We start from the raw sequence: 25,927 nt of genomic DNA, 5'->3' as shown, positions 1-25,927 counted from the left end.
GCGCGGCACCTGAGGCCACGTCGAGGCCGGTCCTAGGATTCGAGGTATGCCGACCGCTCTCATCACCGGGGCCACCGCGGGCATCGGCGCCGCCTTCGCCCACCGCCTGGCCTCCGACGGATTCGACCTGGTGCTGCTCGCCCGCGACGCCGATCGCCTGGACGGCACCGCGGGCGAGTTGCGCGACGCCTACGCCGTCCGCACCGAGACCCTCGTCGCGGACCTGGCCACCGAGGAGGGCATCGGCGCCGCCGAGGAACGCTGCCGCGCGGGGGTCGACCTGCTGGTGAACAACGCCGGGTTCGGCAGAAAGGGGACCTTCCTGGACGTCCCCGTCACCGACGAGGCCGCCAGGCTGAAGGTGCACTGCGAGGCCGTGCTGCGCCTCACCCACGCCGCACTGCCCGGGATGCTGGAGCGCCGCCGGGGCGCGGTCGTCAACGTCTCTTCGGTGGCGGCGTTCGCTACACCCGGTACCTATGGCGCGTCCAAGGCGTGGGTGGTGTCGTTCAGCCAGGGCGTGGCGCGGGACATCGCCGGACGGCCGGGCGGCGACCGGGTGCGGGTGATGGCGCTGTGCCCGGGCCTGGTCCGTACCGAGTTCCACGAGCGGGCCGGGCTGGACGTCTCGGAGGTCCCCGGCTTCATGTGGCTAGACCGGGGCGAGGTCGTCGACGCCGCTCTGCGCGACCTGCGCCGCGGCGTCCAGGTCAGTGTGCCGGGCGCGCTGTACAAGGCGATCGCGGGCCTCGCCCGCGTCGTGCCCCGGGACTGGGTGGGACGCATGGCGTCCAATGCCCGCCGCCGCTACGGCCCCTCCGACTGACCCTTCGGCGGGAATCCCGGAGCACAGTGATGCGCCCTTGTCACACGGCGTGAGAACAGGGCATGGTGTCTGGGCGTCGGTGTGGGGGCGCGCCGGCATGGCAAACAAGACCCGTGCCGTCCCGCTGAAAGGCTCCCAATGGGTCATGACCTGGGCAACGCCGCCCTTGCCCTGCTTTCCACCAGCGCCTACTACATGGCCTTCCTGGTGTTCCGGATCGCGGCGGGGCGAATGCCGCCGCTGCGCGGCAGCCGCCCGTTCCACGCCGCCTGGCACATGCTGAAGGATCCGGTGTGGTTCGCCGGCGGGCTGATCCTCTTCCTGGGGCTGGCCTACCAGGTGGTGGCGTTCAACGCAATGCCGCTCGCGGTGGCGCAGCCGATCTTCGCGATCAGCCTGGTGTTCCTGGTGGCGTACTCCGTCTGGATCCTGGGCGAGCGGCTCAACGGCCGGGAGTGGTTCAGCGTGGCGCTGTTCCTCGTCGCGACCATCCTGATCGGGCTGTCGGCCGGCTCGGAGGGGCCGCTGCGGGCCGACAACAGCCTGCTGGGAACGCTCCGGTCGCCGTGGCCGATGCTCGCCGTGATGGCGCCCGCGCTGCTCGTCGCCGCGCTGGTGTGGCTGGTCGGGGACCGGCGGGCGGGCGGCCGGCACGCCCGCAAGCTGGCCGGCGTCGCCTACGGCATCGGCGCCGGCGCGTGCGCCGGGCTGGCCGAGGCGGGCATCCGCGGCATCGCGCTGGTGTACGAGGACACCGGCGACGTCCTGCGCGTGCTGGGCTCGCCCCACCCGTACCTGACGCTGGTCATGGCCGCGATCGCGCTGATCCAGCTCCAGGTGGCGCTGCAGCGCTGCCGGATCGCGATCGTGGCGACGGTGCTGACCGTGATCGGCCGGGCCTACCTGGTGCTGAGCAGCATCGTGCTGTTCGGCGAGGACTGGCCGCGGGACACCGGCCCGTTCGTGCTGCGGGCCGGGGGGCTGACGCTGACGCTGGTCGCGCTGGCGAGCTTCCCGCGGTACGAGCAGCGCGGCACCGAGAATGCCGAGAAGGCCGCCGACGTGCGGAGCGCCACCGCCCCCGTCCAGTGACCCGGCCCGCCCTCTGGGCCGTAGGGCCTGATTTTCACGCCTGGAGGGCATCCTGTCAGGACATCTGAGACTGTCTCAAGGTGGCCTCAGGTGCCGCGCGAGAGCGCTACCTGGCCGGTGGGGCAAAGCCGAAGGCAAGCCTCGCCGGCCAGATCGCGAAGCGATGTCGCGCTCGCCCCAGGCTCGGTCAGGGTGCGAGCCTCTAGGCGAGTGCCCTGGGCCGGGACTGAAATAAACACAGGGAGCGGACGCATGCGGGTGCTGCTGACGGGCGCGGCGGGCTATGTCGGGTACGCGGTGGGGCGGCGCCTCCTCGCGGCGGGGCACGAGGTCACCGGCCTGGTCCGGGGCGCCGACCGGGCGCTGCCGCCGGGCGTGCGGCCGATCATCGGGGATCTGCTCGACCCGATCGGGCTCGACGCGGTCCTGGACGAGCCGTACGACGCCGTCTGCCACCTGGCCGCGCTGACCCGGGTGCGCGAGTCGTTCGCCGAGCCGCTGCGCTTCTTCGCCGCCAACGTGCAGGGCACCGTCAACCTCCTGGCGGCGCTGCCCGCGACGACCACCCGCGTCGTGTACGGGTCCACCGCCGCCGTGTACGGCGCCCCGGACCGGCAGCCGATCCCCGAGGCGCAGGCGCCCGCCCCGACCAGCCCGTACGGCGCGTCCAAGCTGGCCGCCGAGCAGGTGGTCCGCTTCCATGCCCGCGCCACCGGGCACGGCGCCGTGGTGCTGCGCACCTTCAACGTGGCGGGCTCGGTGGACGGCCGGCCCGACCCCGACCGGACCCGGCTGATCCCCAACGCGCTGGCGGTGGCCGCCGGGACGGCCCCGCGCCTGGAGATCAACGGCTCCGGCGCGGCGGTCCGCGAGTACCTGCACGTGGACGATCTCGCCGCCGCGCACGTCCGGGCGCTGGAGGGCGTGCGGCCCGGCGACGACCGGGTCTACAACGTCGGCAGCGGCGCGGGCGCCTCCGTGCTGGAGGTGATCACGGCGGTGGAGGAGGTCACCGGGCGGGCCGTGCCGACCGTGGAGCGGCCGCCGCAGCCGGAGCCGCCGCTGCTGGTCTGCGACGCCCGCGCGGTGCGCCGCGATCTGGGCTGGCGGCCGGAGCGGTCCGCGCTGAAGCAGATCATCGCGGACGCGTGGGCCGCCCTACCCTCCGGAGGCGGATAAAATCCCAGCGTGCCCGAGCCCAAGTTCGAAGTCCAGATGCTCCACGACCGCGTCATGATCAAGGTCGAGAAGGAGGCCGGCGAGCGCCGCAGCACCGGCGGCATCGTCATCCCCGCCACGGTGGAGCAGTCCAACCGCCTGGTCTGGGGCGAGGTGTGCGGAGTCGGCACGCACGCGCGGACCGTCAAGGTCGGCGACCGCGTGCTGTTCCACCCCGAGGACCGGTTCGAGGTGGAGATCCAGGGCGAGAACTACCTGGTCATGCGCGAGCGCGACCTGCACGCCATCGCCAACGAGCGACCCGAGCACGGCACCGGCCTATACCTCTGAACAAAATTCATGTGCGGCGCGTACTGAAAAAGTCGCGCTCCGATGCCAAGATGTGATGATCCCGTGGCCGGTGGACCAGGTAAGGATCATGACAGCGCGCGACCCCCACGGCCTCAACGGCCCTGCCAGCTCCCGCATCTACGACTTCTCGATCGGCGGCAAGGACAACTACACCCCCGATCGCGAGGCCGCGCTGGAGGCCTTCGAGACCTTCCCCGCGGCCCGGCTGCTGCCCCGTGAGAACCGCAAGTTCATGCGGCGCGCGGTGCGGTACCTCCTGGATGCGGGCATCCGCCAGTTCATCGACGTCGGCTGCGGCCTGCCGGGCAAGGGCAACGTGCACGAGGTCGTCCACGGGACCGATCCCGCCGCCACCGTCGTCTACGTCGACTACGACCCCGTCGCCGTGGTGCACTACCAGGCGCAGCTGCACACGCTGTCCAACGCCGCCGCGGTGCGCGCCGACGCCCGCGACCCGGACGGCATCCTCAAGCATCCCGAGGTCACCGCGCTGATCGACTTCGACCGTCCGGTCGGGGTGCTGATGATCAGCCTGCTCTGCCATCTGCGCGACGAGGACGACCCCGAGGCCACCGTCCGCTCCTTCCGCGAGGCCATGGCACCGGGCAGCCACCTGGCGCTGAGCACCCTCACCGACGAGAACCTCACCGCGGCGGAACGCACCACGAGCGCCGACCTGATCCGGCGGGTCGGGTTCGCCCTCGAATTCCGCTGCCGGGACCGCATCGCCGGTTTCCTCGACGGGTTCGAACCGGCCGAGCCCGGCCTGGTGTACGCGCCCGAGTGGCGGCCGGACCGCCCGTACGACGAGCCGACCGGCTGGCTGCTGGCCGCCGTCGCCCGCAAGCCCTAGCTCAGACGACGACCGCGGCCGTCGACCCCGCCCTGGCCTTGGTGACGCGCAGTTGCGCTGGGATGCGGGTGCGCAGCTCGGCGACATGGCTGACCACGCCGACCGCGCGGCCGCCGTCGCGCAGGCCGTCCAGGACGTCCATCACCTCGTCGAGGGTCTCCTCGTCGAGCGTGCCGAAGCCCTCGTCCACGAACAGCGTGTTGATCTCGGTGCCGCCGGCCTCGGCGGTGACCACGTCGGCCAGGCCGAGCGCCAGCGCCAGCGAGGTGATGAACGACTCGCCGCCGGACAGGGTGACCGGATCGCGGTGGCGGCCCGTCCAGCCGTCGATGACCAGCAGGCCGAGGCCGCCCGCTCCCCTGGTGCGGTCGCCGGCGGACTTGTCGGTGGTGTGCTTGAGCGCGTACCGGCCCGCGGACATCCGGTCGAGGCGCTCGTTGGCGGCCGCGACGACCTGCTCCAGCCGGGCGGCCAGCACGTACGCCGACAGCGACATGCCGAGCCGGTTGGCGGCCGACTTCCCGGACGCGAGCCCGGCGAGCCGTTCGGCGACCCGGTGCCGTTCGGCCGCGGGACGCCACGCCCGCACGGCGGCGGCCAGCTCGGCGCGCAGCTCGGCGAGGCGGTCGCAGCGGCGGCGGGCCTGCGCGGCGGCGGTGCCGACCGCCTCCCGCGCGGACTCGGCCAGCTCCACCGCCGCCTCCAGGCCGGGCAGGCCGGGCGCGGGCGCGCCCGCCGCGGCCTTGACCGCCGGGTCGTCGAGGGCCGAGCGGATCGCGGCCTCCTCGTCGTCGAAGCGGCGGACCTGGTCGCGCAGGACGGCCTGGTCCTCGTCGTCCAGCGCGGCGGCCGCGGCGTCGTCGGGATCGCGGAAACCCTCGTTGGCGGACGCGGCCCTGGCCTCGGCGCGGGCCGCGGACAGCTCCCCGGCCGCGCGGTCGGCGTCCTGCAGCGCCCGCACCGCCTCGGCGAGCGCGTCGGCCTCGCCGCGCAGCCGCCGCATGCGGGCCTCCAGGGACGGGTCGTCGCCGCGCGCCGCGGCCAGCTCGGCGCGCAGCCGATCCTGCTCGTCGGCCAGCTCACCGGCGCGGACGCGGTTGGCGGTGAGCGCCTGGACGAGCTCGCCGCGCCGCTCGCGGGCCTGCTCCAGCTCCCGCTCGGCGCGGTGCAGCGCGGCCTCCAGCCGTTCGGCCTCCGCCGCTGCGGCTCCGGCGGCCGCCAGGGCGCGCTCGGCGTCCGCCAGCTCGGCGGCGAGCTCGCCGGCGCCCGTCTCCCCGACGTCCTCCAGCGTCGCGTCGCGTTCGGCGCGCAGCGACTCGACCGCCGCGGACGCGTCCTCGCGGCGCGCCTGCGCCTGCTCGTAGTCCTTCTCGGCGGCCGCCTCGTCCTCCTCGCCGATCTCGCCGCCGGGCGCGGCGGCGGGACGGGGATGCTCGGTCGAGCCGCAGACCGCGCAGGGCTCGCCGGGGCGCAGGTCGTCGGCCAGTGTCGCGGCCATGCCGTCCAGCCGCGCCTGCCGCAGCCCCTGGAACCGGTCGCGGGCCGCTTGGGCCGCGTCGACGGCCGCGCGCTGCTCGTCCTCGGCCCGGCCGAGTTTGGCGAGGACCTGGTCGCGCCGCTGGGCGAGGCCGAACCGGCGGCGGGCGTCGTCGACGGCGGCCTTGGCTCCGGGACGCGCCGCGGCGGCGAGCCGTGCGGCCTCGTAGGCGGACCGCTGCTCCTCGACCATCGCCGGAAGCTCGTCGACAGCGGCGGCGGCGCGCGCCTCCTCCGGCTCCAGGCGCTCGAGCTCTTCGGCCAGGCGGTGGTGCTCGGCGGTGACCTCGGTGAGCCGTGCGGCGGCGGCGCGCTTGCCGTCGAGCGCGGCGATGTCGTCGCGGCGCGCCCGCTCGGCCTTGGCCAGGACGTCCTCGGCGGCGCTCGGCCCGACCAGCGCGCCCACCCGGGACCGGGCCACGCCGGCGCGGTCGTGGGCGCTCTTGGCGTGGTGCGTCCGGTCGGTGAGGTTGCGGATCACCGGCAGCACCCGGTCGGCCCGCGCGGCGGCGTCGAGCCGCGCGGTGAGCCGGGAGCGTTCGGCGGCGCTCTCCTGGAGGATCTCGCGGCGGCGCAGCGCGTCGGCGTGGCGGCGATTGGCCTCGGCGAGCGCGCGGCCCTCGTCGTAGGCGGCGCGGGCCGCGTCCACCTCGCCGGCGACCCGGCCCAGCAGTTCCTCGGCCGAGTCGCGCACGGCCTGATGCTGGCCCGCCAGCTCCGCCGCCCACGCGGGAAGCGCCTCGACGTCGTCGAACGGCTCGGGGTCCGGTTCCACGGGCTCGCCCCGGCGCGGCCGCGGCACCGGGCCCGGCACCGACACGGCCGTGCGCGGCGGCGGGGCGCCGGTCGTCTCCGCGACCCGGTCCGCGATCGACTCCGCCGCGGCGCGCAACGCCGCGGCGTCGCGGCCGGTGGCGGCGCGGCGGTCGGCCAGCCACTTCTCGACCTGGGTGTAGACCTCGGCGGCGAACAGCCGCTCCAGCACCTTGCGGCGCTCCTCCGCGCCCGCGCGCAGAAAGCTCGCGAACTCGCCCTGCGGCAGCATCGCCACCTGGCAGAACTGCGCGGCCGTCATGCCGAGCAACTGCCCGATCTGGTCGCCGGCCTCGTCCAGCCGCGTCGACAGGCCCGCCCACCCGCCGTGCTCGAACTCCTCCAGGAGGACCTTCGCCTTCTCCTGCGTGGTGCCGGAACCGCGCAGCTTGGGACGGTCCCACGCGGGCGAGCGGGACACCCGCAGCCGGCGCCCCCGGATCGTGACCTCCAGCACCACCCGCGGCGCCGACCCGGCCGCCGCGTGGTCGCTGCGCAGCCCCTTGGCCGCGTTCCGCGCCCCGGGGACCTGGCCGTACAGCGCGAAGCAGACAGCGTCGAGCACGCTGGTCTTGCCCGCCCCCGTCTGCCCCTGGATGAGGAACAGGCCGGCGTCCGACAGCGCGTCGAAGTCGATCTCCTCGGTTCCCGCGAAGGGCCCGAACGCGGTGACCTCCAGCCGGTGCAACCTCAAGCGTCCTCCTCGTGGGGGGCGACCCCCCACACCCCCCGGCAAGAACCGGCGAGCATTCCTTCGCTTCGCTCAGTCATGCTCGCGCATCCTTCCGTCTGCAGCTTTCGAATGCCTCGTGCAGCAGCTCGCGCTCGGCCCCGCTGGGCGCCTCCTCGCCCATCTCGGCCACGAAGTCGCCCGCGATGTCGAGCTCGGAGCGCTCCTTGACCCGTTCCGACCAGGTTCGCGCGGCCTCCTCGGCGCCGCCCTCGGGCTCGAAGCCGAGCACCAGGGCGTGCGGGAAGCGGCGGCGCAGGCGCTCCATCGCCGACGACGGGCGGCGCGGGTCGGTGAGCGTGATCTGCAGCCAGCGGTCCTCGTAGGCCTCGTACCGCGGATCGGACAGCAGGTCTTCGATCCTGCCGCGGACGCGGGCCACCCGGCGCGGCACCGGCGCCTCCACGAACCGCGACCGCACCGCCGCGCCGTCCGCGCCGCCCCGCTCCAGCTCGATCAGCCACGAGCCCTTGACGTGCCGTTCCTCGGAGAACGAGTAGGCCAGCGGGGACCCGGAGTAACGCACCCGGTCGGTCATCCGCTGCCGGCCGTGCAGGTGGCCGAGGGCCACGTAGTCGACGCCGTCGAACACGCCCGCGGGGACGTGCGCGGCGCCGCCGACCGAGATGTCGCGCTCGCTGTCGCTCGCTTCGCCCCCGGTGACGAACGCGTGCGCCATCACCACCGAGTGCAGGCCGGGCCGCTCCTCGATCCCCGCCCGGACGCGGCGCATCGCCTCGGTCATCGCGGCGGCGTGGCTGCGCTCCTTCAGGGCCCAGTCGGTGCGGACGAGCTCGGGCTCCAGGTAGGGGATGCCGTACACGGCGGCGTCGCCGACGACCACCGGCTCGCCCACGCGCGCCGGGTCCGTGCGGATGTGCACGCCGGAGCCGTCCATCAGCGCGGAGCCGAAGCCGAGCCGCTGGACGGAGTCGTGGTTGCCCGCGATCAGCACGACGCGGGTCAGCTCCTTCAACCGGACCAGCGTCTCGTCGCACAGCCGGACGGCGTCCACCGCGGGCAGCGCGCGGTCGTAGACGTCGCCGGAGATCAGCACGCAGTCGACCCGCTCCGCTCGTACGGTCTCGACCAGGTGGTCGACGAAGTCGGCCTGTGCGCCGAGGAGGCCCTCGCGGTGAAACGATCTGCCGAAATGCCAGTCGGAGGTATGGAGGAGTCGCATGTCGCAGACACCATAGGCATCACCTCCGACACATCCGGCGCAGAAACGCCGTGCTTCCCCGAACCTGGCCGAACCCGTCCACCGGCCGCGCGCATAGGGTGGCGGATGTGAGCGAGCGCCCCCATGTGCTGTTGAGCTGCGCGATGTCGGTCGACGGATACATCGACGACGCGAGTCCCGACCGGTTGCGGCTGTCCAGCCCGGCCGACTTCGACCGGGTCGACGGGGTCCGCGCGGCCTGCGACGCCATCCTGGTCGGCGCCGGCACGATCCGCAACGACGACCCCAAGCTGCTGATCCGCTCCCCCGTCCGGCGGGAGCGCCGGGTGGAGCGCGGCCTGCCCCCGGACCTGACCAAGGTGACGGTGACCGCGGGCGGCGACCTGGACCCCGACGCGCGGTTCTTCACCACCGGCGAGTCGCCCAAGGTCGTGTACGCCCCGCCCGCCGCCGTCCCCGCACTGGCCGAAAGGCTCGGCGACCGCGCCGAGGTGATCGGCGCGGGCGACCCGGTGGACTTCGCGGCGCTGCTGGCCGACCTGGCGGCCCGCGGCGTGCGGCGGCTGATGGTGGAGGGCGGCGGCGAGATCCACACCCGCTTCCTCACCGCGGGCCTGGCCGACGAGCTGCAGCTGGTGGTCGCGCCGTTCCTCATCGGCGACCCGTCGGCGCCGCGTTTCGCCGGGCCCGGGGTGTTCCCGCAGTCGCCGGAGCGCCCGATGCGGCTGGCCGAGGCGACCCGCATCGGCGACCTGGTGCTACTGCGCTACCTGCTCGGCGGTGCGAACCGTGGATGACCTCCGCATGCTGCCGGCCACCCAGACCGGCGACCTGGTGCCACCGCGGCCGTGCCACCTACTCGGCGGTGCGAACCGTGGATGACCTTCCCGGCGGTGCGGGCGGTGGATGACCTGCGGTGGCTGCGGCTGGCGTGCGATTTGGCGCGCCGCTGCCCGCCGTCCCGGACCGCGTTCTCGGTGGGCGCGGTCGTCGTCGACGCCCGCGGCGCGGAGATCGCCCGCGGGTTCTCCCGCGCGGACGACCCGCACGACCACGCGGAGGAGGCCGCGCTGGCGGCGCTCGCCCGGCGGCACGGCGGGGCCGCCGCGGCGGACCTTCCGGCGCTGCCGGGCACCGGCCTGGCCGGCGCGACGATCTACACCTCGCTGGAGCCGTGCGGCGAGCGCTCCTCGCGCCCGCTGCCGTGCGGCGACCTGATCGCCGCGGCGGGGGTCGGCCGGGTGGTGTTCGCCTGGCGGGAGCCGCCGCTGTTCGTCCGCGACCCGGGCGGCGGGACGGACCGGCTGCGGGCGCACGGCGTCGAGGTCGTGGAGCTGCCCGAACTCGCCGACCGTGCCCGCGCCCCGAACGCGCACCTGCTCGGTCAGCCGTAGTCGGGCTCGGCGTGGGGCGGGCCCTTCAGCTCGTGGAAGCCCTGGACGGCGGAGACCAGCAGCGTGCCGTCCCAGAGCAGCCCGGCCTCCTCGCCGCGCGGGACGCGGGAGACGATCGGGCCGAAGAAGGCCGTCCGCGCCCCGTCCTGCCCGGTCGCCTCGATGATCGGGGTGCCGACGTGCTCGCCGACCTTGGCGATGCCCGCGGCGTGCGAGGCGCGCACGGCGCCGTCCCAGTCCGCCGTCTCGGCGGCCTCCGCCAGGTCGTCGGGCAGGCCCGCCTCGCCGAGGGCGTCCGGGACGGTCCGCGGGTCCCAGTCGCCGCCGCCCTCGTGGACGCGGCCGCCGAACGCGGTGTAGAAGCGGCCGAGGGCCTCCTGGCCGTGCTGTTCGGCGATGGCCGCGCAGATCCGCACGGGCAGCCACAGGTAGCCCTCGGGATCGCCTTCCGGGTCGTCGTCGCGGTGCTCGTTCAGCACCGACAGGCTCAGCACGTGCCAGCGGACCTCGAACCCGCGCACCCGCGCGGCCTCCAGAAGCCAACGCGAGGTGATCCAGGTGTACGGGCAGGAGGGATCGAACCAGATGTCGGCGTGGAGGGCTCGTCGCATCGGCCCATGGTCGCATTCCCGGATGAGACGGGAGTCTCGCCCGCTCTTGCCAATCCCCGGGGGCGGCATGCGATGCTGGACCCCGGCACACCAAGCAAGCATTCGGTCAATCTCTCCCATTCCGCGCGGAGGTACGGCAGCATGCGCGAGCACGATCGGCTGTTCATCGGCGGCCAGTGGACCGCCCCGGCCGGGACCGGCACGATCAACGTCCTCTCGCCGCACACCGAGGAGATCGTCGGCACCGTCCCGGACGGCCTCCCCGCCGACATCGACGCGGCCGTCGCCGCCGCCCGGCGGGCCTTCGACCACGGTCCCTGGCCCCGCATGGCCCCGGCCGAGCGCGCCGAGATCCTCGGCCGGCTGTCGGCCATCTACGCCGAACGCCAGCAGGGCATGGCCGACCTGGTCACCGAGGAGATGGGCTCGCCCATCCTGTTCTCCATCTTCGGCCAGGCCGCCCTGCCCCAGATGGTGCTGCAGTACTACGTCGACCTGGCCGCCACCTTCACCTGGGACGAGGAACGCGCCGGCATGCTCGGCCCGGTCACCGTCACCCGCGAACCGGTCGGCGTCGTCGCCGCCATCTACCCCTGGAACGTCCCCCAGTTCACGCTGATGATGAAGCTGGCCCCCGCGCTGATCGCGGGGTGCACGGTGGTCGCCAAGCCCTCCCCCGAGGCGCCGCTGGACGCCTACCTGCTGGCCGAGTGGATCCAGGAGGCCGGGCTGCCCGACGGGGTGGTCAACTTCGTCCCCGCGGGCCGCGAGACCGGCGCCTACCTGGTCGAGCACCCCGGCGTCGACAAGGTCGCCTTCACCGGGTCGACGACGGCCGGCCGGCAGATCGGCGCCGCCTGCGGGCAGCGGCTGCGCCCGGTCACCCTGGAACTGGGCGGCAAGTCCGCCGCGGTCATCCTGGAGGACGCCGACCTGGCCGCCACCGTCGAGGGCCTGAAGATGGCCTCGCTGATGAACAACGGCGAGGCGTGCGCCGCCCAGACCCGCATCCTGGCGCCGCGCTCCCGCTACGACGAGGTCGCCGACGCCCTGGCCGGCATGGTCTCCGCCCTCAACGTCGGCGACCCCGCCGACTACGGCACCGAGATCGGCCCGATGGCCGCCCGCCGGCAGCAGGACCGCGTCGAGGGCTACATCCGCATCGGCCAGGACGAGGGCGCCAAGATCATCACCGGCGGCCTGTCCCGTCCGCTCGACCGCGGCTGGTACGTCGCCCCCACCGTCTTCGGCGACGTGTCCAACGACATGCGGATCGCCCGCGAGGAGATCTTCGGTCCCGTCCTGGCGCTGATCCCCTACGACGACGAGGACGACGCCGTCCGCATCGCCAACGACAGCGACTACGGCCTGGGCGGCTCGGTCTGGACCGCCGACACCGACCACGGCGTCGACGTCGCCCGCCGGATCCGCACCGGAAGCTGCGGCGTCAACCTCTACGTCCTCGACCCCAACACGCCGTTCGGCGGCTACAAGGACAGCGGGCTGGGACGCGAACTCGGCCCCGAGGGCCTGTCCCCCTACCTGGAGCACAAAACCATCCCCCGCCCCGCGCAGGGGTAGCCCGGCAAGCCGATTCCACCTTGGGGCGCGGGTGGCCGTACCGTAGTGCGCCGTGTCGACCACCTCAGAGAACGCGGGCAGCGGAGCCGGCGCCCCCAGCCTCGACGACGTGCTGGTGGGCGAGGCCGTGCTCGGGGTCTACCGGCAGATGTTCGCGGCACTCGCCCGGGACAGCGGCGCCGTCGTCGACGATCCCGAGCTGGTGGACGTCGCCGAGACGCTGCTGGCGGCGTTCGCCGACGCGGGCGAGGAGGGGCTGAGCCGCGAGCAGATGCGGTACGTGTGCCGCCGCTACCCGACCGAGGTCTTCGAGAACCGGCTGCGCGTCCTCAAGGGGCTGGGCGCGGTCCGCGAGGTGTTCCCCAAGCCGAACCAGCTGCGCTACCGGGCCTCGTTCACCAGCGTGGTCGGGCTGATGTTCGTCCGGCGGATGATGCTGGACGGCGGGCAGAGCGAGATGCACCGGCTGCTGGCGCTGGAGCAGCTGAACGTGGCCGACCCGCGGATGACGGCTCGGCAGGCGCGGGCCGGGGCGGAGGGCCTGGCGCGCGCGTTCCGGCTGTGGAGCGTGGAGCTGCTCACTCTGACCAACGGGACGATCGAGGAGCTGCGGGAGCAGGCGCCCAAGCTGTGGGGCACCGAGGAGATCCTGCAGCGGGCCGAGCGGCTGCACGGGGCGATCCTGCGCCGCTGGCCGGAGCTGGACCGGGCGTGCACCGATCTGCGCGCGGCCATCTACGCCTACGGCGACGCATCGCGGCGGGCGGCGGCGCGGCTGTCGGAATCGGCGGGCACCACGCGCAACCTGACGCTGCTGCCGCCGGAGACGTGGCGGACGTTCGCGCGGACGGCGTCCCGCGAGGAGCTGGCGGGGATCCTGGACGGTTTCGTGTTCGACGCGGCCGCGCCGTGGCATGAGCCGGCGGCCGTGGTCACGGCGGTCGAGGACGGGCCGCGCACCACGCCGCCGCGCCCGGCGCCGCCGCGTCCCTCCCTGCCGGACCCGGGCCTGTCGGACGACACCGGCGGCGACGCGACCGCCGTCGAGCGGCTGCGCGGGGTGGCCGAGCAGGTGCTGCGCGGCCGGGACAGCGTCGCCGTCGAGGACGTCCTCGGGCAGGACTGGGGGGCGGCGCGGCGGCTGCTGGCCGACCTGTCGTCGGTGCACCTGCACCCGGAGCTGCCGTACCGGCTGGTGTGGTCGGACGGTCTGGACGCCCGTCCCGACGGCGCCCCGACGTGGGTCACGCCGGGCGTGTTCGAGAGGACGGCCCCGTGAGCGAGGACGGGATCGATCCGGAGGCGCTGGCGCGGGCGCGGGCGCGCGTGGTGGGGCTCGTCCCGATCCCGGTGTCGGAACCGCTGCCGGGCGGGATGCCGGCCGCGTCGGACGGGGAGCACGCGTGGCCGCTGCCGTCCTGGCCCGATGGGGCGACCCCGGCGGTGCTGGAGGAGTACGAGGTCGCGCCGGTGCCGCTGGACCGTACCGGGCAGGCGCGGCGGGTGCTGGCGGCGGCACTGCGCTGCTGCTGGACGCGCCCGGACGACGCCCCGTGGCCGGGCGGCACGGCGGCGGTCGCGGCGGTGCTGGAGGTGTACGCGGGGATGTCGCGCGGCGATCCGGAGCTGGCGCGCCGCTGGGCGACCGGTGAGCTGCGCCGCCTGGCCGACACCGGCTGGCTGCTGCTGGACGAGGAGGCGGGGACGGTGCGTCCGGGCCCGCGGGTGGCGCTGTGGCGCGAGGAGACGCTGGGCACGCTCCGCGATCTGCTGCGCCGCCTCCCGCAGCCGCCCGCCGCCGAGGAACCGGAGGGGGCCGGATGAGCGACGGGACGAGCGGCGGGATGTTCGAGCCGCTGCTGCGCTCGTACGACGAGAAGCGGCGGGCGGAGCTGGTGGCGGCCTACATGGCGGTCGAGCACGCGGCCGAGCCGGTGCCCGAGGTGCGGTTCGTGGCGCTGCGCGAGCCGGCGCTGCGCCGGACGTTGGAGGAGATGCTGCGGCTGAGCGGCCGGACGCTGGTGCGTCCGGGCGGCGCGGCGCGCTGGATCTCCGGGTACCGCGACGACGTCGCGGCCGTGCTGGGCGCCGATCCGGACTGCGCGCCGGCGGTCGAGGACCGGGCTGCGCTGGTGCTGGTGCTGATCCACAGCGTGGCGATCCCGCGCGCGGCGGGGCTGCTGGAGGAGGACTCCTGGACGTCGCCGTACCCGGCCCCGGTCGAGGAGCTGCGGCGGCGGTCGCAGCTGCCGGTCGGTGAGCTGGAGGCGTCGCTGCGGCGGCTGCGCACGGCCGGGCTGGTGGCGCAGGTGAAGGGCGGCGGCGAGGAGTCGGGCGGTTTCGTGCCGGGGGCGCAGTTCCACCGGCTCACGCCCGCGGCGCGCCGCCGGTTGCAGGAGGAGCTGATCCTGGCGGCCGGGCCGGGCTCGCCGCTGGCCGCGGCGATCCGCGCCCGCCGCCGCGGGCGGGGCGCGTCATGACCGAGCGGAGCGAGGGAATGAGCGCGGCTCTTGCCGGGGGGAGTACGGGGGGTCGTCCCCCGCGAAGGGAAGAAGGGGGCATTGCATGACGGCCGTTCTGGAGCCGGAGCCGCTGCTGACCGGGCCCGCGCCCGCGCGGCCGGGCGGCGGGGAGGACATCGTCGGCGACCGCACGCTGGTGGCGGTGCAGGCGGTGAACATCTCCCGGCTGTCGACGCATCCGGTGCCGACCGTGCCGGGCACGCTCATCGTCGTCGCCGGCCAGGGGCCCAAGGACTCGAACGGGGCGGGCAAGTCGTCGTTCATCGCCGCGATCACGGCGCTGCTGGGCGACGAGCAGTGGCGGTTCGCGTCGGGCGCGCGGGCGGTGGCGGAGCTGCTGTTCAACGCCGAGCTGGCGGCGCAGGGCGACAGCAAGTGGGCCAGCGCCGAGCACGGCTACATCGTGGGCGTGTTCGACCACGCCGACCACCCCGGGGACGGCGAGCGCGATCCGCTGACGGTGTGGCTGCGGGTGAACGCGGACGCGCCCCACCTGGAGATCCGGTGGCGGCAGGGCGTCCATCTGGCCGCGGCGCCGTCGGAGGCCGGGCGGGTGGCGCTGGCCGACCGGCTGTGGGCGGGGCTGCCGCGCAGCGCGGGCCGCCGCGACCTGGTCGCCAAGGACCTGACCCGGGTGCTGTACGGCGGGCAGGTGCGGTGCGTGTCGTTCCTGTCGACGTCGGTGCGGTCGAAGGTGGCCACCAACCTGCTGTCGCAGCCGCTGAACGAGATCTCCCCGGAGCGGATCTTCAGCGCGATCGCGGCGCTGACCGGGCTGGACCGGGAGCTGGAGGCCGAGCGGACGTCCCGGGCGGAGGAGCACCGGGAGCGGGCCCGGGCGGCGGAGGCGACCGAGCGGCTGGCCGGGTGGGAGCGCGAGGCGGCGGCGCTGCTGAAGACGTTCGACCGGCGCGACCGGGCGCGGGAGGCGGTGGCGGCGGCGCTGCGGTTCTGGCGGACGCGGCAGGCCCGGCTGCTGGTGGACGCCGCGGCGGCCGACGCCGGGCACGCCGCCGGGCAGGAGCGGCTGCGGCAGGAGAACGAGGAGATCGTCGCGGCCGTCAAGGCGGCCGAGAAGGAGATCGAGCAGCTCACCGGCGGCGCGCTGGAGGAGCAGCTTGGCGAGGCGGGCGCGGCGCTGGCCGACCTCAAGGGCCAGGCCGACACGCTCGGCGCGGACAAGGCGGTGGCCCGGAACCGGCTGGAGGAGCTGCGCCGCCAGGTGTCGGCGCTGGAGGAGCGGCTGCGCGAGGCCGACGGCCGGGACGCGGAGGCGGCGGGCCGCGAGCTGGCCGAGGCGGAGGCGCGCCGCGACGAGGCGCAGCAGGCGTTCGGGATGGCCAAGGGCGCGGTGTCCCGGGCAGAGCGGGCGGTGGCCGAGGCCGAGGCGGGCGAGAGCAGCGCCCCGGCGCAGATCCGCGCGCTCGCCGGGGCGGGGATCGCGGCGGTCGGGCTGCTGGACGCGGTGGAGCTGGACGGGACGGTGCGGGACCGCTGGGAGGCGGCGCTGTGGCCGTACCGGGAGGCGGTGGTGGTCGGGGCCGGCGATCTGGACGCGGCGGCCGGGGCGCTGGGCGGGCTGCCCGGCTCGATGATCGTCCCGGCGGACGCCGGGCTCGGCCCCGAGCCGGACGGCGCGGCGGAGGCCGTGGACGGCCACCCCGAGGGGGTGCGGTGCGTCCTGCCGCTGACCCGTTTCTTCGCCGCGCTCGCCGGCGACGACGGTGGCGGCACCGGCGTGGTGATCGTCGGCGGTTTCGCCGAGCCGGTCACCGGGCGGGTGGCGCGGGTGCAGGCGGCCCGTGCCGGGCTGGAGGCCGCGCGGGAGGCGCTCGGTGAGGCCCGGCAGCGGGCCGAGGACGCCGCGGCCGACGTGGCGCTGGCCGCCCGGCGGTCGACCGCGGCGCGCGCGGCGGCGGAGCTGGAGGCCGTCCGGGAGCGGATGGTGGAGCTGCGCGAGCGGCTGGAGGAGCTGGCGGGCAGCGAGTCCCGGCTCGGCCCGCGCCTGGGCTCGGCCGAGCAGACCCTGCGCAGGTTGCAGGCCAAGGCCGACACCCGTGCGCTGGAGGTGGACCGGCTGCGCGGGCGGCGGGAGGCGCACGAGCGCGAACGCGACCTGGTCCGCTCCAAGTCCGCGGAGCTGGCCGACCGGCGCGCCGCGCTCGGCCTGGCCGATCTGGAGAAGGACTGGGGCGGCTCGCGGGAGGGCGCGGCCGAGTGGCTGGCGGCGCTGGACTCCGACGAGGCCACCTGGACGCCGGACGAGTGGTGGCACAGCGCGGAGAAGCAGCTGTCGGAGGCGCTGCGGCACGTGTTCCCCGACGGGCCGTCCGACGAGGACATGCCGGAGGAGGTCCGGTTCCTGCTGCGCGAGCGGACCGACGGGGAGGGCCGCCGCACCGAGCGCGAGCGGTCCACGTTCCCGCGCCTGGTGAAGGCCCTGGAGAGCTACCTGCGGCAGCAGGAGGACTACGAGCGGCACCAGCGGCGCCAGATCGAGGTGCAGCTCTCGGGCCGCCGCACCGACCTGGAGAAGGCGCAGAAGGGCGCCGTGGACGCGGCGGGCGCGGCCGAGGCGCACCGCGCCGCCCTGACCGCCGCGATCCGGGCCCGGCTGCAGCGGGTGTCGGAGGAGTTCGAGAAGCTGGACACTGCCTACGGCGGGTACGGCGCGACGCTGGAGTTCCCGACGCCCGAGCCGCCCGGCGACCCCGAGCAGGAGTGGCGCTGGAAGGTCACGCCGAAGTGGCGCCGCTCGGACGGGCAGCGCTACGTGCCGTACAACCGGCGGGCCAACACCGCGCTGATGGACGAGAAGGCGGTCAAGCTGGTGTGCGCGGCGGCCCTGGCCAGCTCGGGCGGCGGCCGGCTCTGCCTGGTCCTGGACGAGCTGGGCCGCAACCTGGGCAAGGAGCACCGCAAGGAGGCCGTCGCGCTGTTCCGCAAGATCGGCGAGACGCACGGCATCACGGTGATCGGGGCGCTGCAGGACGACATGGAGCCGTACGCGATCGACGCCTGCGGCCAGTACGTGAAGCTGCGCCGGTCGTCGGACACGATGCCCTACAACGAGCCGCCGGTCGTGGTCGGTTACGACGAGCACGAGGCGCGGGTGCGGATGCTGGCCGCCCAGATCACCGCCGCCCGCGCCGCCGCCGAGCCGGAGGACAATTCAGATGAATCCTGACGGCTGATCCGGCAGGATGGCGCGTCATGCACGCCGATGAACTCCTCGCCGAGGTCGAGCAGCTCGCCTACTCGGCCCGCTGCCGCCACCTGGCCGACCTGCGCCGCCTGGCGGGTTCGGCGGAGCTGCGCGAGCTCCTGGACGAGCTGGGCGGGCGCGGCCACTACGAGCGGTCGCTGTCGCTGTTCGTCGCCTCCGCCGTGCGGGACGAGGCGTCCGTCGAGCACATCGGCCGGATGATGCGCGATCCGGCGACCGATCTGGCGTTCGCGGCGATCGCGTGGGCGGCGCGGCTGGGCGCCCCCTACGAGCCGTTCGAGGAACTGCTCCGGGACGCCCCTTCGGCGCGGCGCTCGGCGGTGTACGAGGCGATCCGGCGGCGCCGCCGCGCCGACCTGGCCGAGCGGCTCATCGACGGCGTGGCCGAGCTGTGGGGGAAGGCCGAGGCCGCGTCGCTGCTGCCGGCCTGCGGGGAACGGGCCGTGCGGGACCGGCTGGACGATCTCGCGCAGGCCGTCCCGAACTGGAACTCGCTCGGCGCCGCGCACCCGGACGTGATGCTCGACTTCGCCGCGCGCCGGCTGGAGGAGACGCCCGACAACCTGCGCGGCTTCTGGTGGAGCTGGCACGGGCCGGGCGTGGTGGCTGCGATCCCGCACGACCCGGGCCGCGTGCTCGCGCTGCTGGAGCGCCACTGGCGCGCCGAGCCGATGCCGTACCCGGTGGTGCGCCGGCTCGGCGAGCTGCTCCAGGCGGATCCGGCGCGCACGCAGCGGCTGCTGCTCGCCGAGGAGCACCGGCCCCACCTGCCCGGCCTGCTGTGGGCCCGCGCGGTGCGCGAGCGGATCATCCGCCTCGACGGCCTGGACGAGGCGGCGTTCGCCCGCGCGGTCCGGGAGGACACCCGCGTCCTGGCGGCGCTGCTGAAGGCGGCTCCGCCGTCCGGCCGCGACGCGCTGTTCACGGCCGCGATGGAGGGCGTCGACCTGTCCACCGCCGAGCTCGGCCCGGAGCTCATGGAGGTCCTCCCGCACGCCGCACGCGCCCGGGAGGCCCGCCGGACGCTGGGCCTGCGCCAGGTGGCCGAGGAGCCCCGCAAGGTCTGGGAGACGACCGCGTACCTGCCGTACGACGAGGCGCTCCCCGTGCTGGGCGAGCTGACCCGCAGGTGGGACCCCGACGAGCGCGCGATCGGCTACCGGCTGCTGGTCCTGTGCGCGGGCCGCAGCCGCTCCCCCGGGGTGCTGACCCGCCTGCTCGACCAGGACCTCGGACGGCTCCGCAACGAGCAGGACCCGGTCCGGGTGAAAGCCCTCACCGCGCTCGCCGCGATGCCCGTCTCGATGCTGCGGGCCGAGCACGTCCCCGCGTTCACCCGGCTCACCGGTGACGCTCTCGCCGCCCGGGACTCCTCGTACGGGACCCGCCACCAGCTCACCCAGCTGGCCGTCGTGCTGTGCAGGCAGGGCGCCGCCGACGCCGGCACCGAACTGCTGGAGCTGGCGTTCGACATCCTGCGCAGGGTCGTCGGCCACGAGGGCACCCTGTACCTCGGACGCCTCGACCACGGCCTGCCCGCAGGCCGGGAACGGGCGATCGGCCGGGCGCTGGCCGCCCATCTGGACAGCGCGGGCGACCGGGACGACCACCGGCTCGTGCTCGCCCTCGCACGCGCCCTGCGCGACCGGGCGGCGGGCGTGCCGGAGATCCAGGACGGCCTGGAACGGGCCCTGGACGCCCGCGACGACCGCGTGATCAAGGAGGCGATCACGCTGTGGCTGATGGCGCCGCGCGCCCGCGCCGAACGCGTCGGCCGCGTCGTGGCCAAGGACCCGTCCGCCGTCACCATCCCGGCCGTGTTCGGCGCGATCGCCCGCGACCGTTCCGACCTGCTGCACGTCGCGCTGTCCGACGAGGCCCCGCCCGGCCGCTGGCGGCATCCCGCCGTCCGGTACGTGCCCCTGGCGGACCCGGCCCTGACCCGCCGCTGGACAGGCCGCCAGCAGGCTGAGTACCGGACGCTGCTGCACCGCGTCGCCAGCGACCCCAAGACCCCGTCCCATGACCGCGGCAAGGCCGTCGCCCTCGCGGCGCGGGTGCCCGGGGCGACGCCCGACGACCTGCGCCGCTACTACGACCCCGAGCTGCGCGAATACTTCGACGAGCAGGACGCCCACCTGGCGCGGAAGGCCCTCACCTCCGCGGTGTGGCTGGCCTCGCCCGGCGAGGTGCTGCCCGAGCTGCTCGACCTGGCCTCCTCCGACGACGCGCACGTGGCGATGTACGCCGCGAGCCGCGCCACCCGGTTCGTCGCGCCGTCCACGCTCACCGCCGTGCTGGCCCCGGTCCTCACCGACGGCAAGATCACCGCACGGAAGGAGGCGCTGCGGATCCTGCTGCGCAACCGGGTGCCGGACGCGATGGCCGTGGTCGCCGCCGCCTGGGACGACCCCGGCCAGCACCGCGACGTGCGGTCGGCGATCGCCTCCGCCGCCCGCGACCGGCTCGACGACCCGCGGGCTCAGCGCATCCTGGACGAGGCCGCCCGCGGCCCGCGCGATCTGGCCCGCCAGATCCTCGGCACGCTGCCCTTCATGGTCGAGCCGGAGCACCGCCCGCGCTACGCCCGGCTGGTGCTGAGCGTCGCCCGGTCCGAGGACCCGGAGGCGGCGCGGCTCGCGATCCCCAGGCTGCCCCCGTGGGCGTCGTACGCCCCCGAGATCCCTGCACTGCTGGCCGAGCACGTCACCGGCCTGGCCGGGACGGCGACCTGGCAGGCCGCCCTGTCCAGCCTTCTCGACTGCGCCCGGTCCGGCCACGGCGTGGCGGAGCTGGCGGCGGCAGTGGACGACCTGGCCGCCGCCCCCGCGCTGCCCGACGCCGACGCCGAACGCGACCTGCCCGCCGCGCAGCGCCTCGCCTCTTTGACCGCCCAGGTCAGGGTCGGCTACGGCCGCGACCCGGCCCGCAACGAGCCCATCGTGCAAGCCCTGGCCGGTCGGCTACCCGAACCGCTGGCCTCCGAGCTGCACGCCGCCATGCTCTCCTGGGACGTCCCCGGCACCGAGGCCGCCCTGGACGCCCTCGCCGCCCGTCCCATCGGCGGCGTCTTCGCGATCGCCCGGGTCGCCGACGCGCTCGCGTTCGGCCGCCACGCGCAGGACCTCGGCGACGGGCACGCCTACTGGCACCTCGGCGCCTACGTCCCCGTACCCGAGGCGGTGCTCCCGCACGTCGCCCGGATGGCGTCCGGCGACGACCTGGCCCCGGGCCTGTTCGCCTGCGCCCTCACCAGGTTCCACGGGGCGCGGTCGGGCTGGCCCGAGGAGTGGCGCGCGGTGCTGCGCCGCCTGCGCGCTCACCCGCACCCGGACGTCGCGTACAACGCCCGCACGATCCTCACCGCCGACGAGTGAACCGCCGCCCCGCTGGCGTGGGGTCCAGGCGGTAACGCGGCACGAGGCGTGCGTAGCGTGAACGCTCGAACACAGGGACGAAAACGTGCTGGATAGTGCCTGGTCAACGGACATTCGCCCCGGGCACAGACATCGCCGCGTTCTGCCCGCGCGACCCCGTGAAGTACACCGTCGCCAAGCCCGTTTCCGTCCAGAAACAGGCCCAGGTCTCAATCGGCGGGCGCCCGGCCCAATACAAGGAATGGCGCATGGAGTGCTACGGCGGCCCCGCCGGAACCGAGAAATCGGGCGTCTACTTCACCCAACGCCTCTGGTACCTCGCCGCGCGGAAACTCATCATTGTGGACGAGTTCGATACGCCGAACCTCAGCGCCATTCTCGACCAGGCCAAGTGGTCCTGACCTCCAGGAGGAACCGGTGACCGACTGGCAGGTGCGCGGCTTCCGGGAGGTGCGGGAACTCGGCCGGGGCGGCCAGGGCAGAGTCGTCCTGGCCCGGCACGCCAAAGCCGGCACCCCTGTCGCCATCAAGTACCTCCCCGCCGAGGCCGGCCCCGGCAGCAGGGCACGTTTCCGCCACGAATCCCAAATGCTCGGCCGCGTCACCAACCCCCACGTGGCCCGCCTCTACCGGCTGGTGGAGAACGAGCACGGCATCGCGATCGTGATGGAGGCGGTCAACGGTGTCCCCCTCACCGACGTCCTCCGCCACCACGAAACCCTCGAACCTGAGGCCGCGCTGACCGTCCTGAAAGGCTCGCTGCTCGGCCTAGCGGCCGCACACAACGCCGGCGTCGTCCACCGCGACTACAAACCGGCCAACGTCATCGTCCCGTCCGACGGTCGCAGCAAGCTCATCGACTTCGGCGTAGCCGTATGGTCCGGCGAAGGCAGCTTGGCCGGGACCCCCTACTACATGGCCCCCGAACAATGGCGCGGTGACCCGGCGTCCCCCGCCACCGACGTCTACGCCGCGACCTGCGTCTTCTTCGAGTGCATCACGGGCCACCGCCCCTACCCGCCCGGCGACCGAGCCGCGATCAGAGCCGGGCACCTGTCGGCCCCCGTCCCCGTCGAGGACGTCCCCGAGAAGCTGCGGAGTCTCGTCGCCAAGGGCATGGCCAAGGACCCGGCCGAGCGTCCCGAGAGCGCGAAGGCGTTCGTGGCGGAACTGGAGGACATAGCCCGCGACACGTACGGGCCGGAGTGGGAGACCCGCGGCGTCCGCGCCCTCGCCGGAGGGGTCATCGCCCTGGCCGCGCTGTTCCCGCTGACGGCCGCCGGGCTGGCGTCGACCGGGGGCGCCGCGACCGCGACGGCGGGCACAACCGGCGTACTGTCCGCACTGGGCACCAAGGCCGGCGTCGCGGTGGCGGGCACCGCCGTCGCGACCGCCACCGTGGGCGGCGGCGTCGGCGTCTACCAGGCCGTCCGGCCCGAACCAGTGGAACGCCCCATGGCCGCCACCGCAAGCCCGACCCCGCCGGGCAAGCGACTGGACCTCGGCGACTTCTCGATCATCGCCCCCATGTCCTGGCGCATCGAACGCGAGGGCGGGCGCCTGCCCGGCCACTGGATCCGGCTGCCCGGCAGATGCACGCCCGCCACCGAGTACAGGGCCAAGCTCTGCCCGCAGGTCCAGGTGCTCGGCAAACAGTGGATCGACCCGCCCGTGGACGCACGCATCGAGAGCTATCAGCCCGCTTACGCGTGGCATCCGGGAACCGACCCGTCCCACGACTGCCCTCCCCGGCCCAGCATCGGGGCCGCGAGGGGCGTCCGCCTGCTGAAGGAGAGCGTGGTCAAGGTCGGCGACCGCACCGCCGAGTACCGCGAATGGCGGATGGAATGCAATGACTTCAGCCCGCGCGGAAGCAACGTCTTCTTCGTCCAGCGCCTGTGGTACCTGCCGCAGTCGAAGATTCTCATCGTCGACGAGTGGAACGCCCCGGGCCTGGCGCAGATCCTCGCCCGCGCCAAGTGGACCTGACGCTCGCTAGAGCGTGCCCTCCTCCAGGGCGCGCTCCAGGTCCGCGTCGACGCAGTCGAGCCGGACCTCGGCCTCCGCCGACACCTGTTTGACCGCGCCCTCGATCTGCGCCTCGAACTGCGGCTCCCAGAGCCGGACACGGGAGATGCTCACCGGCCACTCGTTCCGCCCCGTCACCTTGAACTCTCCGTCGGACTCGTGCAGCGCTAGCTCGACTTCCCGGTCGAGGCCCTCACCGCTCAGCACCTCCCCAACGGCCCGCTGCACCTCCTCGGCCTGCTCGCGGGAGACAAGTCCATTGACGTCTAGTTTGATGCGAATGTTCACCGACATGGCGCCCACCCTAAAGCATCGAGCGATCACCATGGGTATGCGATGAAATCGCCCCGCCGCGAGAAGGTGAGGGACGTCAGGGCTTGAGGCGCGGGCATGGTCACGATGGACATCCCGGCCTGGTCGGAGGTTTCCGGTGAACCCTTGTGTGCCGGTCCAATGTCGCAAAGGATTGCCCCGTGAGCGCGGAGAGCCGAGCACAGAGAGCCGATGTAAAGGTCCAACTCAAGGCTGTGCGGGTGCTGGCCGACATGCTGTCCCGGGACCTGCCACCCGCCAACTGGACCGTGTACCCCCTTAAGCCGCCGCACCTCTACGGACAGGTCGTGCATTCAGGCGCCGAGACACCGAACGGCATCAGCGCCGCCCACGACGAGATCGAGCAGTGGGCCAGGTTCCTCGGCGTGGACGTGGTAGCGCAGCCCCACACGCCTTACGAGACCATCCATCTCATGGCCGAAGGCGTCTACGAGGGCGTCGAAGTCGATGTGGCCGCCATCATTCCCGATGACGGCGGCGCCTGGCGGGAACGCCTCGGAAGATGACGCGCCGACGTCCTCCCCACCGAATGGGAGAGCGATGGAACCGGCCCGCCGCGAGAAGGGTGTCCGGTCTTCCTCATGTCGACCCCTGACCACGGGCCCGGCGGCCTCACCCGTCCCCATTAGGCTCCGCGACCCCGCGGTGCCGTGCTCATCTGGGTGGTCCGCGCGGCCAGCATCACGAGCCGGTCTTGACCCAGCCGAACCCCAACGCCGGGCAGCGGCAACCCCGCCCCGGCCCGCTAACGCCACTGACCGTTCAATTGCCGCCCAAGCTCCGGCGCGGATCTGGGGCCCATCCGGCGGGCAAGTGGACGAGGCGAACGTAGCGGGCACACAGGGAGATAGGGGAATGATGGCGAACGCGCAGCCTCGTAAGTCACCGCGCTCACTCTGAAGCGCGCCGGCCTTCATGATAAGGTGGACGCGACAATGGGGAAAAATCGATTCTTCCTGAAGGAGAACATGTCCCGGCAGGTTTTGTCGACCGCGCTTCTCGTGGGGCTCAGCCTGCTGGCACCCGGCCCAGCCGAGGCAGACCAAAGCGGAGCTAACACCCATAATCAAAGTTCCGGGACACCGGCGACCGCCCTGCCCAGCGGATGGTTCCACCTCCAGGGCACCGTGAAGGACCCGATCGCCCCCTTCGCCCTACGTGCGTTGGACGTGCAGTGGCAACCGGACGGCAGGATCAACGGATTCGTCCGGGTAAACGGAACCATCTTTCCGAAAGATTCACAGCTATGGCGGAGGTCGTTCCCGGCCTCCGGCCGCATCGGTGAGATCAAACTGAAGAACAAAGTGATCGCGCAGTGCATTTCGAAGAACACCACGCTCCGGACGTGCTCCGATCCGAGCACGACTTGGGTCAGCATCCCGCAAGGGGGCAACAAGGTGGTCATCCGCAGCGACTTCGGGTCGAGGAATGAATGGTGCCTGGCCAAGGGCACGAGGGGAAACTTGGAATCCCTCCGCAACGAGGACTGCACCGACCATCGTTACACGCCGCAGATGATCTGGGAGGCCCGCCCGGAACGCTGAGCGGTGGTATCGGGGGCCGATAGCGGCGCCGGGTCCCGTCATGACGGCTCGCCGGTGAGGCCGTGGTGACGCACCGCACCAGCGGCGGCGCGCCGACCATCAGGTCTCAGGTGGAACGCGGCCTCCAGGCCACCGCCAGTGACTCGTGCGGCTGATCTCATCGAGGTCGCGTTACCTAAACTTCTCTATCACGCCCTTAATAAGGTAGCTTAGGGAGTGATGGACGACAGGATGTGCTCCAGGCATCCGCTGCGTGTCCAGGTCGTCCACGAAGGGGAACGGCAGCGCATGAAGATCGCGATTCTGGGACGGGAGGCCGACGGTGGCTGACATGGTGCAGGAACGGGCCGGGGTCCCGGTACTGGTGTGCGACCCGGACGGTCCGCTGATCGCCACCATGGACGACGCGCTGGACCTGATCGGCTCGACCTACCAGGGCGCCGAGGTGGTGGCCTTGCCCGCGGCCCGCCTGGACGAACGGTTCTTCTCGCTGGGCACCCGTTTCGCGGGCGAGCTCATGCAGAAGTTCGTCAACTACCGGCTGAAGCTCGCGGTCGTCGGCGACGTCTCCTCATACCTGGCGGCCAGTTCCGCTTTGCGCGCACTCGTCCGCGAGTCGAACAGGTCCGACCACGTGTGGTTCGTTCCGGATCTCGACGCGCTCGACGCGCGGCTGGCGGTGCAGGCGCCATGACCGTGATCTACTAGTCCGAGGCCGGTGGACGCGAGCTCCTCGACCACTACCGGC

General features: G+C 73.9%; 22 protein-coding genes. 18 read left to right on the top strand and 4 right to left on the bottom strand.

Annotated features, from left to right (window positions below):
* Positions 1-46: 46 nt before the first annotated feature.
* The 5 genes from ABD340_RS14425 to ABD340_RS14405 all read left to right on the top strand — a co-directional run bounded on the left by ABD340_RS14425 (position 47) and on the right by ABD340_RS14405 (position 4,301).
* Positions 47-826 (top strand): SDR family NAD(P)-dependent oxidoreductase, encoded by a 780-nt coding sequence (locus ABD340_RS14425; protein WP_344589437.1) that lies wholly within the window; start codon positions 47-49, stop codon positions 824-826.
* Between the two features lie 138 nt (positions 827-964).
* On the top strand, positions 965-1,918 hold the full coding sequence (locus tag ABD340_RS14420; RefSeq protein ID WP_344589436.1) for a DMT family transporter: 954 nt from the start codon (positions 965-967) through the stop codon (positions 1,916-1,918).
* A gap of 252 nt (positions 1,919-2,170) precedes the next feature.
* Positions 2,171-3,097: an NAD-dependent epimerase/dehydratase family protein gene (locus ABD340_RS14415; RefSeq protein WP_344589435.1), complete on the top strand. Its 927-nt coding sequence runs from the start codon at positions 2,171-2,173 to the stop codon at positions 3,095-3,097.
* Between the two features lie 9 nt (positions 3,098-3,106).
* The gene (locus tag ABD340_RS14410; RefSeq protein ID WP_344589434.1) at positions 3,107-3,427 is read left to right on the top strand and encodes a GroES family chaperonin; all 321 of its coding nucleotides are present in this window, start codon (positions 3,107-3,109) and stop codon (positions 3,425-3,427) included.
* Between the two features lie 88 nt (positions 3,428-3,515).
* Positions 3,516-4,301: an SAM-dependent methyltransferase gene (locus ABD340_RS14405; RefSeq protein ID WP_344589433.1), complete on the top strand. Its 786-nt coding sequence runs from the start codon at positions 3,516-3,518 to the stop codon at positions 4,299-4,301.
* A 1-nt stretch (position 4,302) separates the two neighbouring features.
* Here the strand turns inward: ABD340_RS14405 and ABD340_RS14400 are convergent, their stop codons facing one another.
* Both ABD340_RS14400 and ABD340_RS14395 read right to left on the bottom strand, forming a co-directional pair.
* Entirely contained in the window at positions 4,303-7,344 is a 3,042-nt protein-coding gene (locus ABD340_RS14400) for an AAA family ATPase (protein WP_344589432.1), read from the bottom strand.
* 73 nt (positions 7,345-7,417) lie between these two features.
* Positions 7,418-8,563 (bottom strand): exonuclease SbcCD subunit D, encoded by a 1,146-nt coding sequence (locus ABD340_RS14395; protein WP_344589431.1) that lies wholly within the window; start codon positions 8,561-8,563, stop codon positions 7,418-7,420.
* A 107-nt stretch (positions 8,564-8,670) separates the two neighbouring features.
* On the opposite strand from ABD340_RS14395, the gene ABD340_RS14390 reads away from it, so the two are divergent.
* Both ABD340_RS14390 and ABD340_RS14385 read left to right on the top strand, forming a co-directional pair.
* Positions 8,671-9,360, top strand: coding sequence for a RibD family protein (locus ABD340_RS14390; RefSeq protein ID WP_344589430.1), 690 nt, complete (start codon positions 8,671-8,673; stop codon positions 9,358-9,360).
* An 81-nt stretch (positions 9,361-9,441) separates the two neighbouring features.
* Positions 9,442-9,957 (top strand): cytidine/deoxycytidylate deaminase family protein, encoded by a 516-nt coding sequence (locus tag ABD340_RS14385; protein WP_344589429.1) that lies wholly within the window; start codon positions 9,442-9,444, stop codon positions 9,955-9,957.
* On the opposite strand, the gene ABD340_RS14380 is transcribed toward ABD340_RS14385, so the two are convergent.
* On the bottom strand, positions 9,948-10,568 hold the full coding sequence (locus ABD340_RS14380) for a mycothiol-dependent nitroreductase Rv2466c family protein (protein WP_344589428.1): 621 nt from the start codon (positions 10,566-10,568) through the stop codon (positions 9,948-9,950). The two genes, ABD340_RS14385 and ABD340_RS14380, sit on opposite strands and share 10 nt — an antisense overlap.
* A gap of 141 nt (positions 10,569-10,709) precedes the next feature.
* Between ABD340_RS14380 and ABD340_RS14375 the strand changes: the two genes are divergently transcribed.
* The 8 genes from ABD340_RS14375 (at position 10,710) to ABD340_RS14340 (ending at position 23,263) form a co-directional block, all read left to right on the top strand.
* Positions 10,710-12,149 carry an aldehyde dehydrogenase gene (locus ABD340_RS14375; protein ID WP_344589427.1) on the top strand — a complete coding sequence of 480 codons (1,440 nt, stop codon included), beginning with the start codon at positions 10,710-10,712 and terminating at the stop codon, positions 12,147-12,149.
* Positions 12,150-12,201: 52 nt separating this feature from the next.
* Positions 12,202-13,428 carry a hypothetical protein gene (locus ABD340_RS14370; RefSeq protein ID WP_344589426.1) on the top strand — a complete coding sequence of 409 codons (1,227 nt, stop codon included), beginning with the start codon at positions 12,202-12,204 and terminating at the stop codon, positions 13,426-13,428.
* A complete protein-coding gene (locus tag ABD340_RS14365) occupies positions 13,425-13,973 on the top strand; it encodes a hypothetical protein (RefSeq protein ID WP_344589425.1) in 549 nt (182 codons plus the stop codon). The genes ABD340_RS14370 and ABD340_RS14365 overlap by 4 nt, the downstream gene beginning before the upstream one ends.
* Positions 13,970-14,629 carry a hypothetical protein gene (locus ABD340_RS14360; protein WP_344589424.1) on the top strand — a complete coding sequence of 220 codons (660 nt, stop codon included), beginning with the start codon at positions 13,970-13,972 and terminating at the stop codon, positions 14,627-14,629. The genes ABD340_RS14365 and ABD340_RS14360 overlap by 4 nt, the downstream gene beginning before the upstream one ends.
* Positions 14,630-14,714: 85 nt before the next feature.
* Positions 14,715-17,858, top strand: coding sequence for a coiled-coil domain-containing protein (locus ABD340_RS14355; protein WP_344589423.1), 3,144 nt, complete (start codon positions 14,715-14,717; stop codon positions 17,856-17,858).
* Between the two features lie 26 nt (positions 17,859-17,884).
* Positions 17,885-21,274: a hypothetical protein gene (locus tag ABD340_RS14350; RefSeq protein WP_344589422.1), complete on the top strand. Its 3,390-nt coding sequence runs from the start codon at positions 17,885-17,887 to the stop codon at positions 21,272-21,274.
* Between the two features lie 158 nt (positions 21,275-21,432).
* Entirely contained in the window at positions 21,433-21,675 is a 243-nt protein-coding gene (locus ABD340_RS14345; RefSeq protein WP_344589421.1) for a hypothetical protein, read from the top strand.
* 16 nt (positions 21,676-21,691) lie between these two features.
* Positions 21,692-23,263 (top strand): serine/threonine-protein kinase, encoded by a 1,572-nt coding sequence (locus ABD340_RS14340; RefSeq protein WP_344589420.1) that lies wholly within the window; start codon positions 21,692-21,694, stop codon positions 23,261-23,263.
* Positions 23,264-23,269: 6 nt separating this feature from the next.
* Here ABD340_RS14340 and ABD340_RS14335 read toward each other — a convergent pair whose 3' ends face one another.
* Positions 23,270-23,596: a hypothetical protein gene (locus ABD340_RS14335; protein ID WP_344589419.1), complete on the bottom strand. Its 327-nt coding sequence runs from the start codon at positions 23,594-23,596 to the stop codon at positions 23,270-23,272.
* A gap of 179 nt (positions 23,597-23,775) precedes the next feature.
* Here ABD340_RS14335 and ABD340_RS14330 point away from each other — a divergent pair, with 179 nt between their 5' ends.
* From ABD340_RS14330 to ABD340_RS14320, 3 genes are all read left to right on the top strand, one after another.
* Positions 23,776-24,141, top strand: coding sequence for a hypothetical protein (locus tag ABD340_RS14330; protein WP_344589418.1), 366 nt, complete (start codon positions 23,776-23,778; stop codon positions 24,139-24,141).
* Between the two features lie 417 nt (positions 24,142-24,558).
* Positions 24,559-25,179: a hypothetical protein gene (locus tag ABD340_RS14325; RefSeq protein ID WP_344589417.1), complete on the top strand. Its 621-nt coding sequence runs from the start codon at positions 24,559-24,561 to the stop codon at positions 25,177-25,179.
* A 331-nt stretch (positions 25,180-25,510) separates the two neighbouring features.
* Positions 25,511-25,873, top strand: coding sequence for a DUF4180 domain-containing protein (locus ABD340_RS14320; RefSeq protein ID WP_344589619.1), 363 nt, complete (start codon positions 25,511-25,513; stop codon positions 25,871-25,873).
* Positions 25,874-25,927 lie beyond the last annotated feature (54 nt).

The organism is Actinomadura vinacea, from assembly GCF_039532545.1.
Taxonomy (GTDB): domain Bacteria; phylum Actinomycetota; class Actinomycetes; order Streptosporangiales; family Streptosporangiaceae; genus Spirillospora; species Spirillospora vinacea.
Note: the sequence above shows the minus strand (reverse complement) of the source record. Positions and strands in the feature narration are given on the sequence as shown.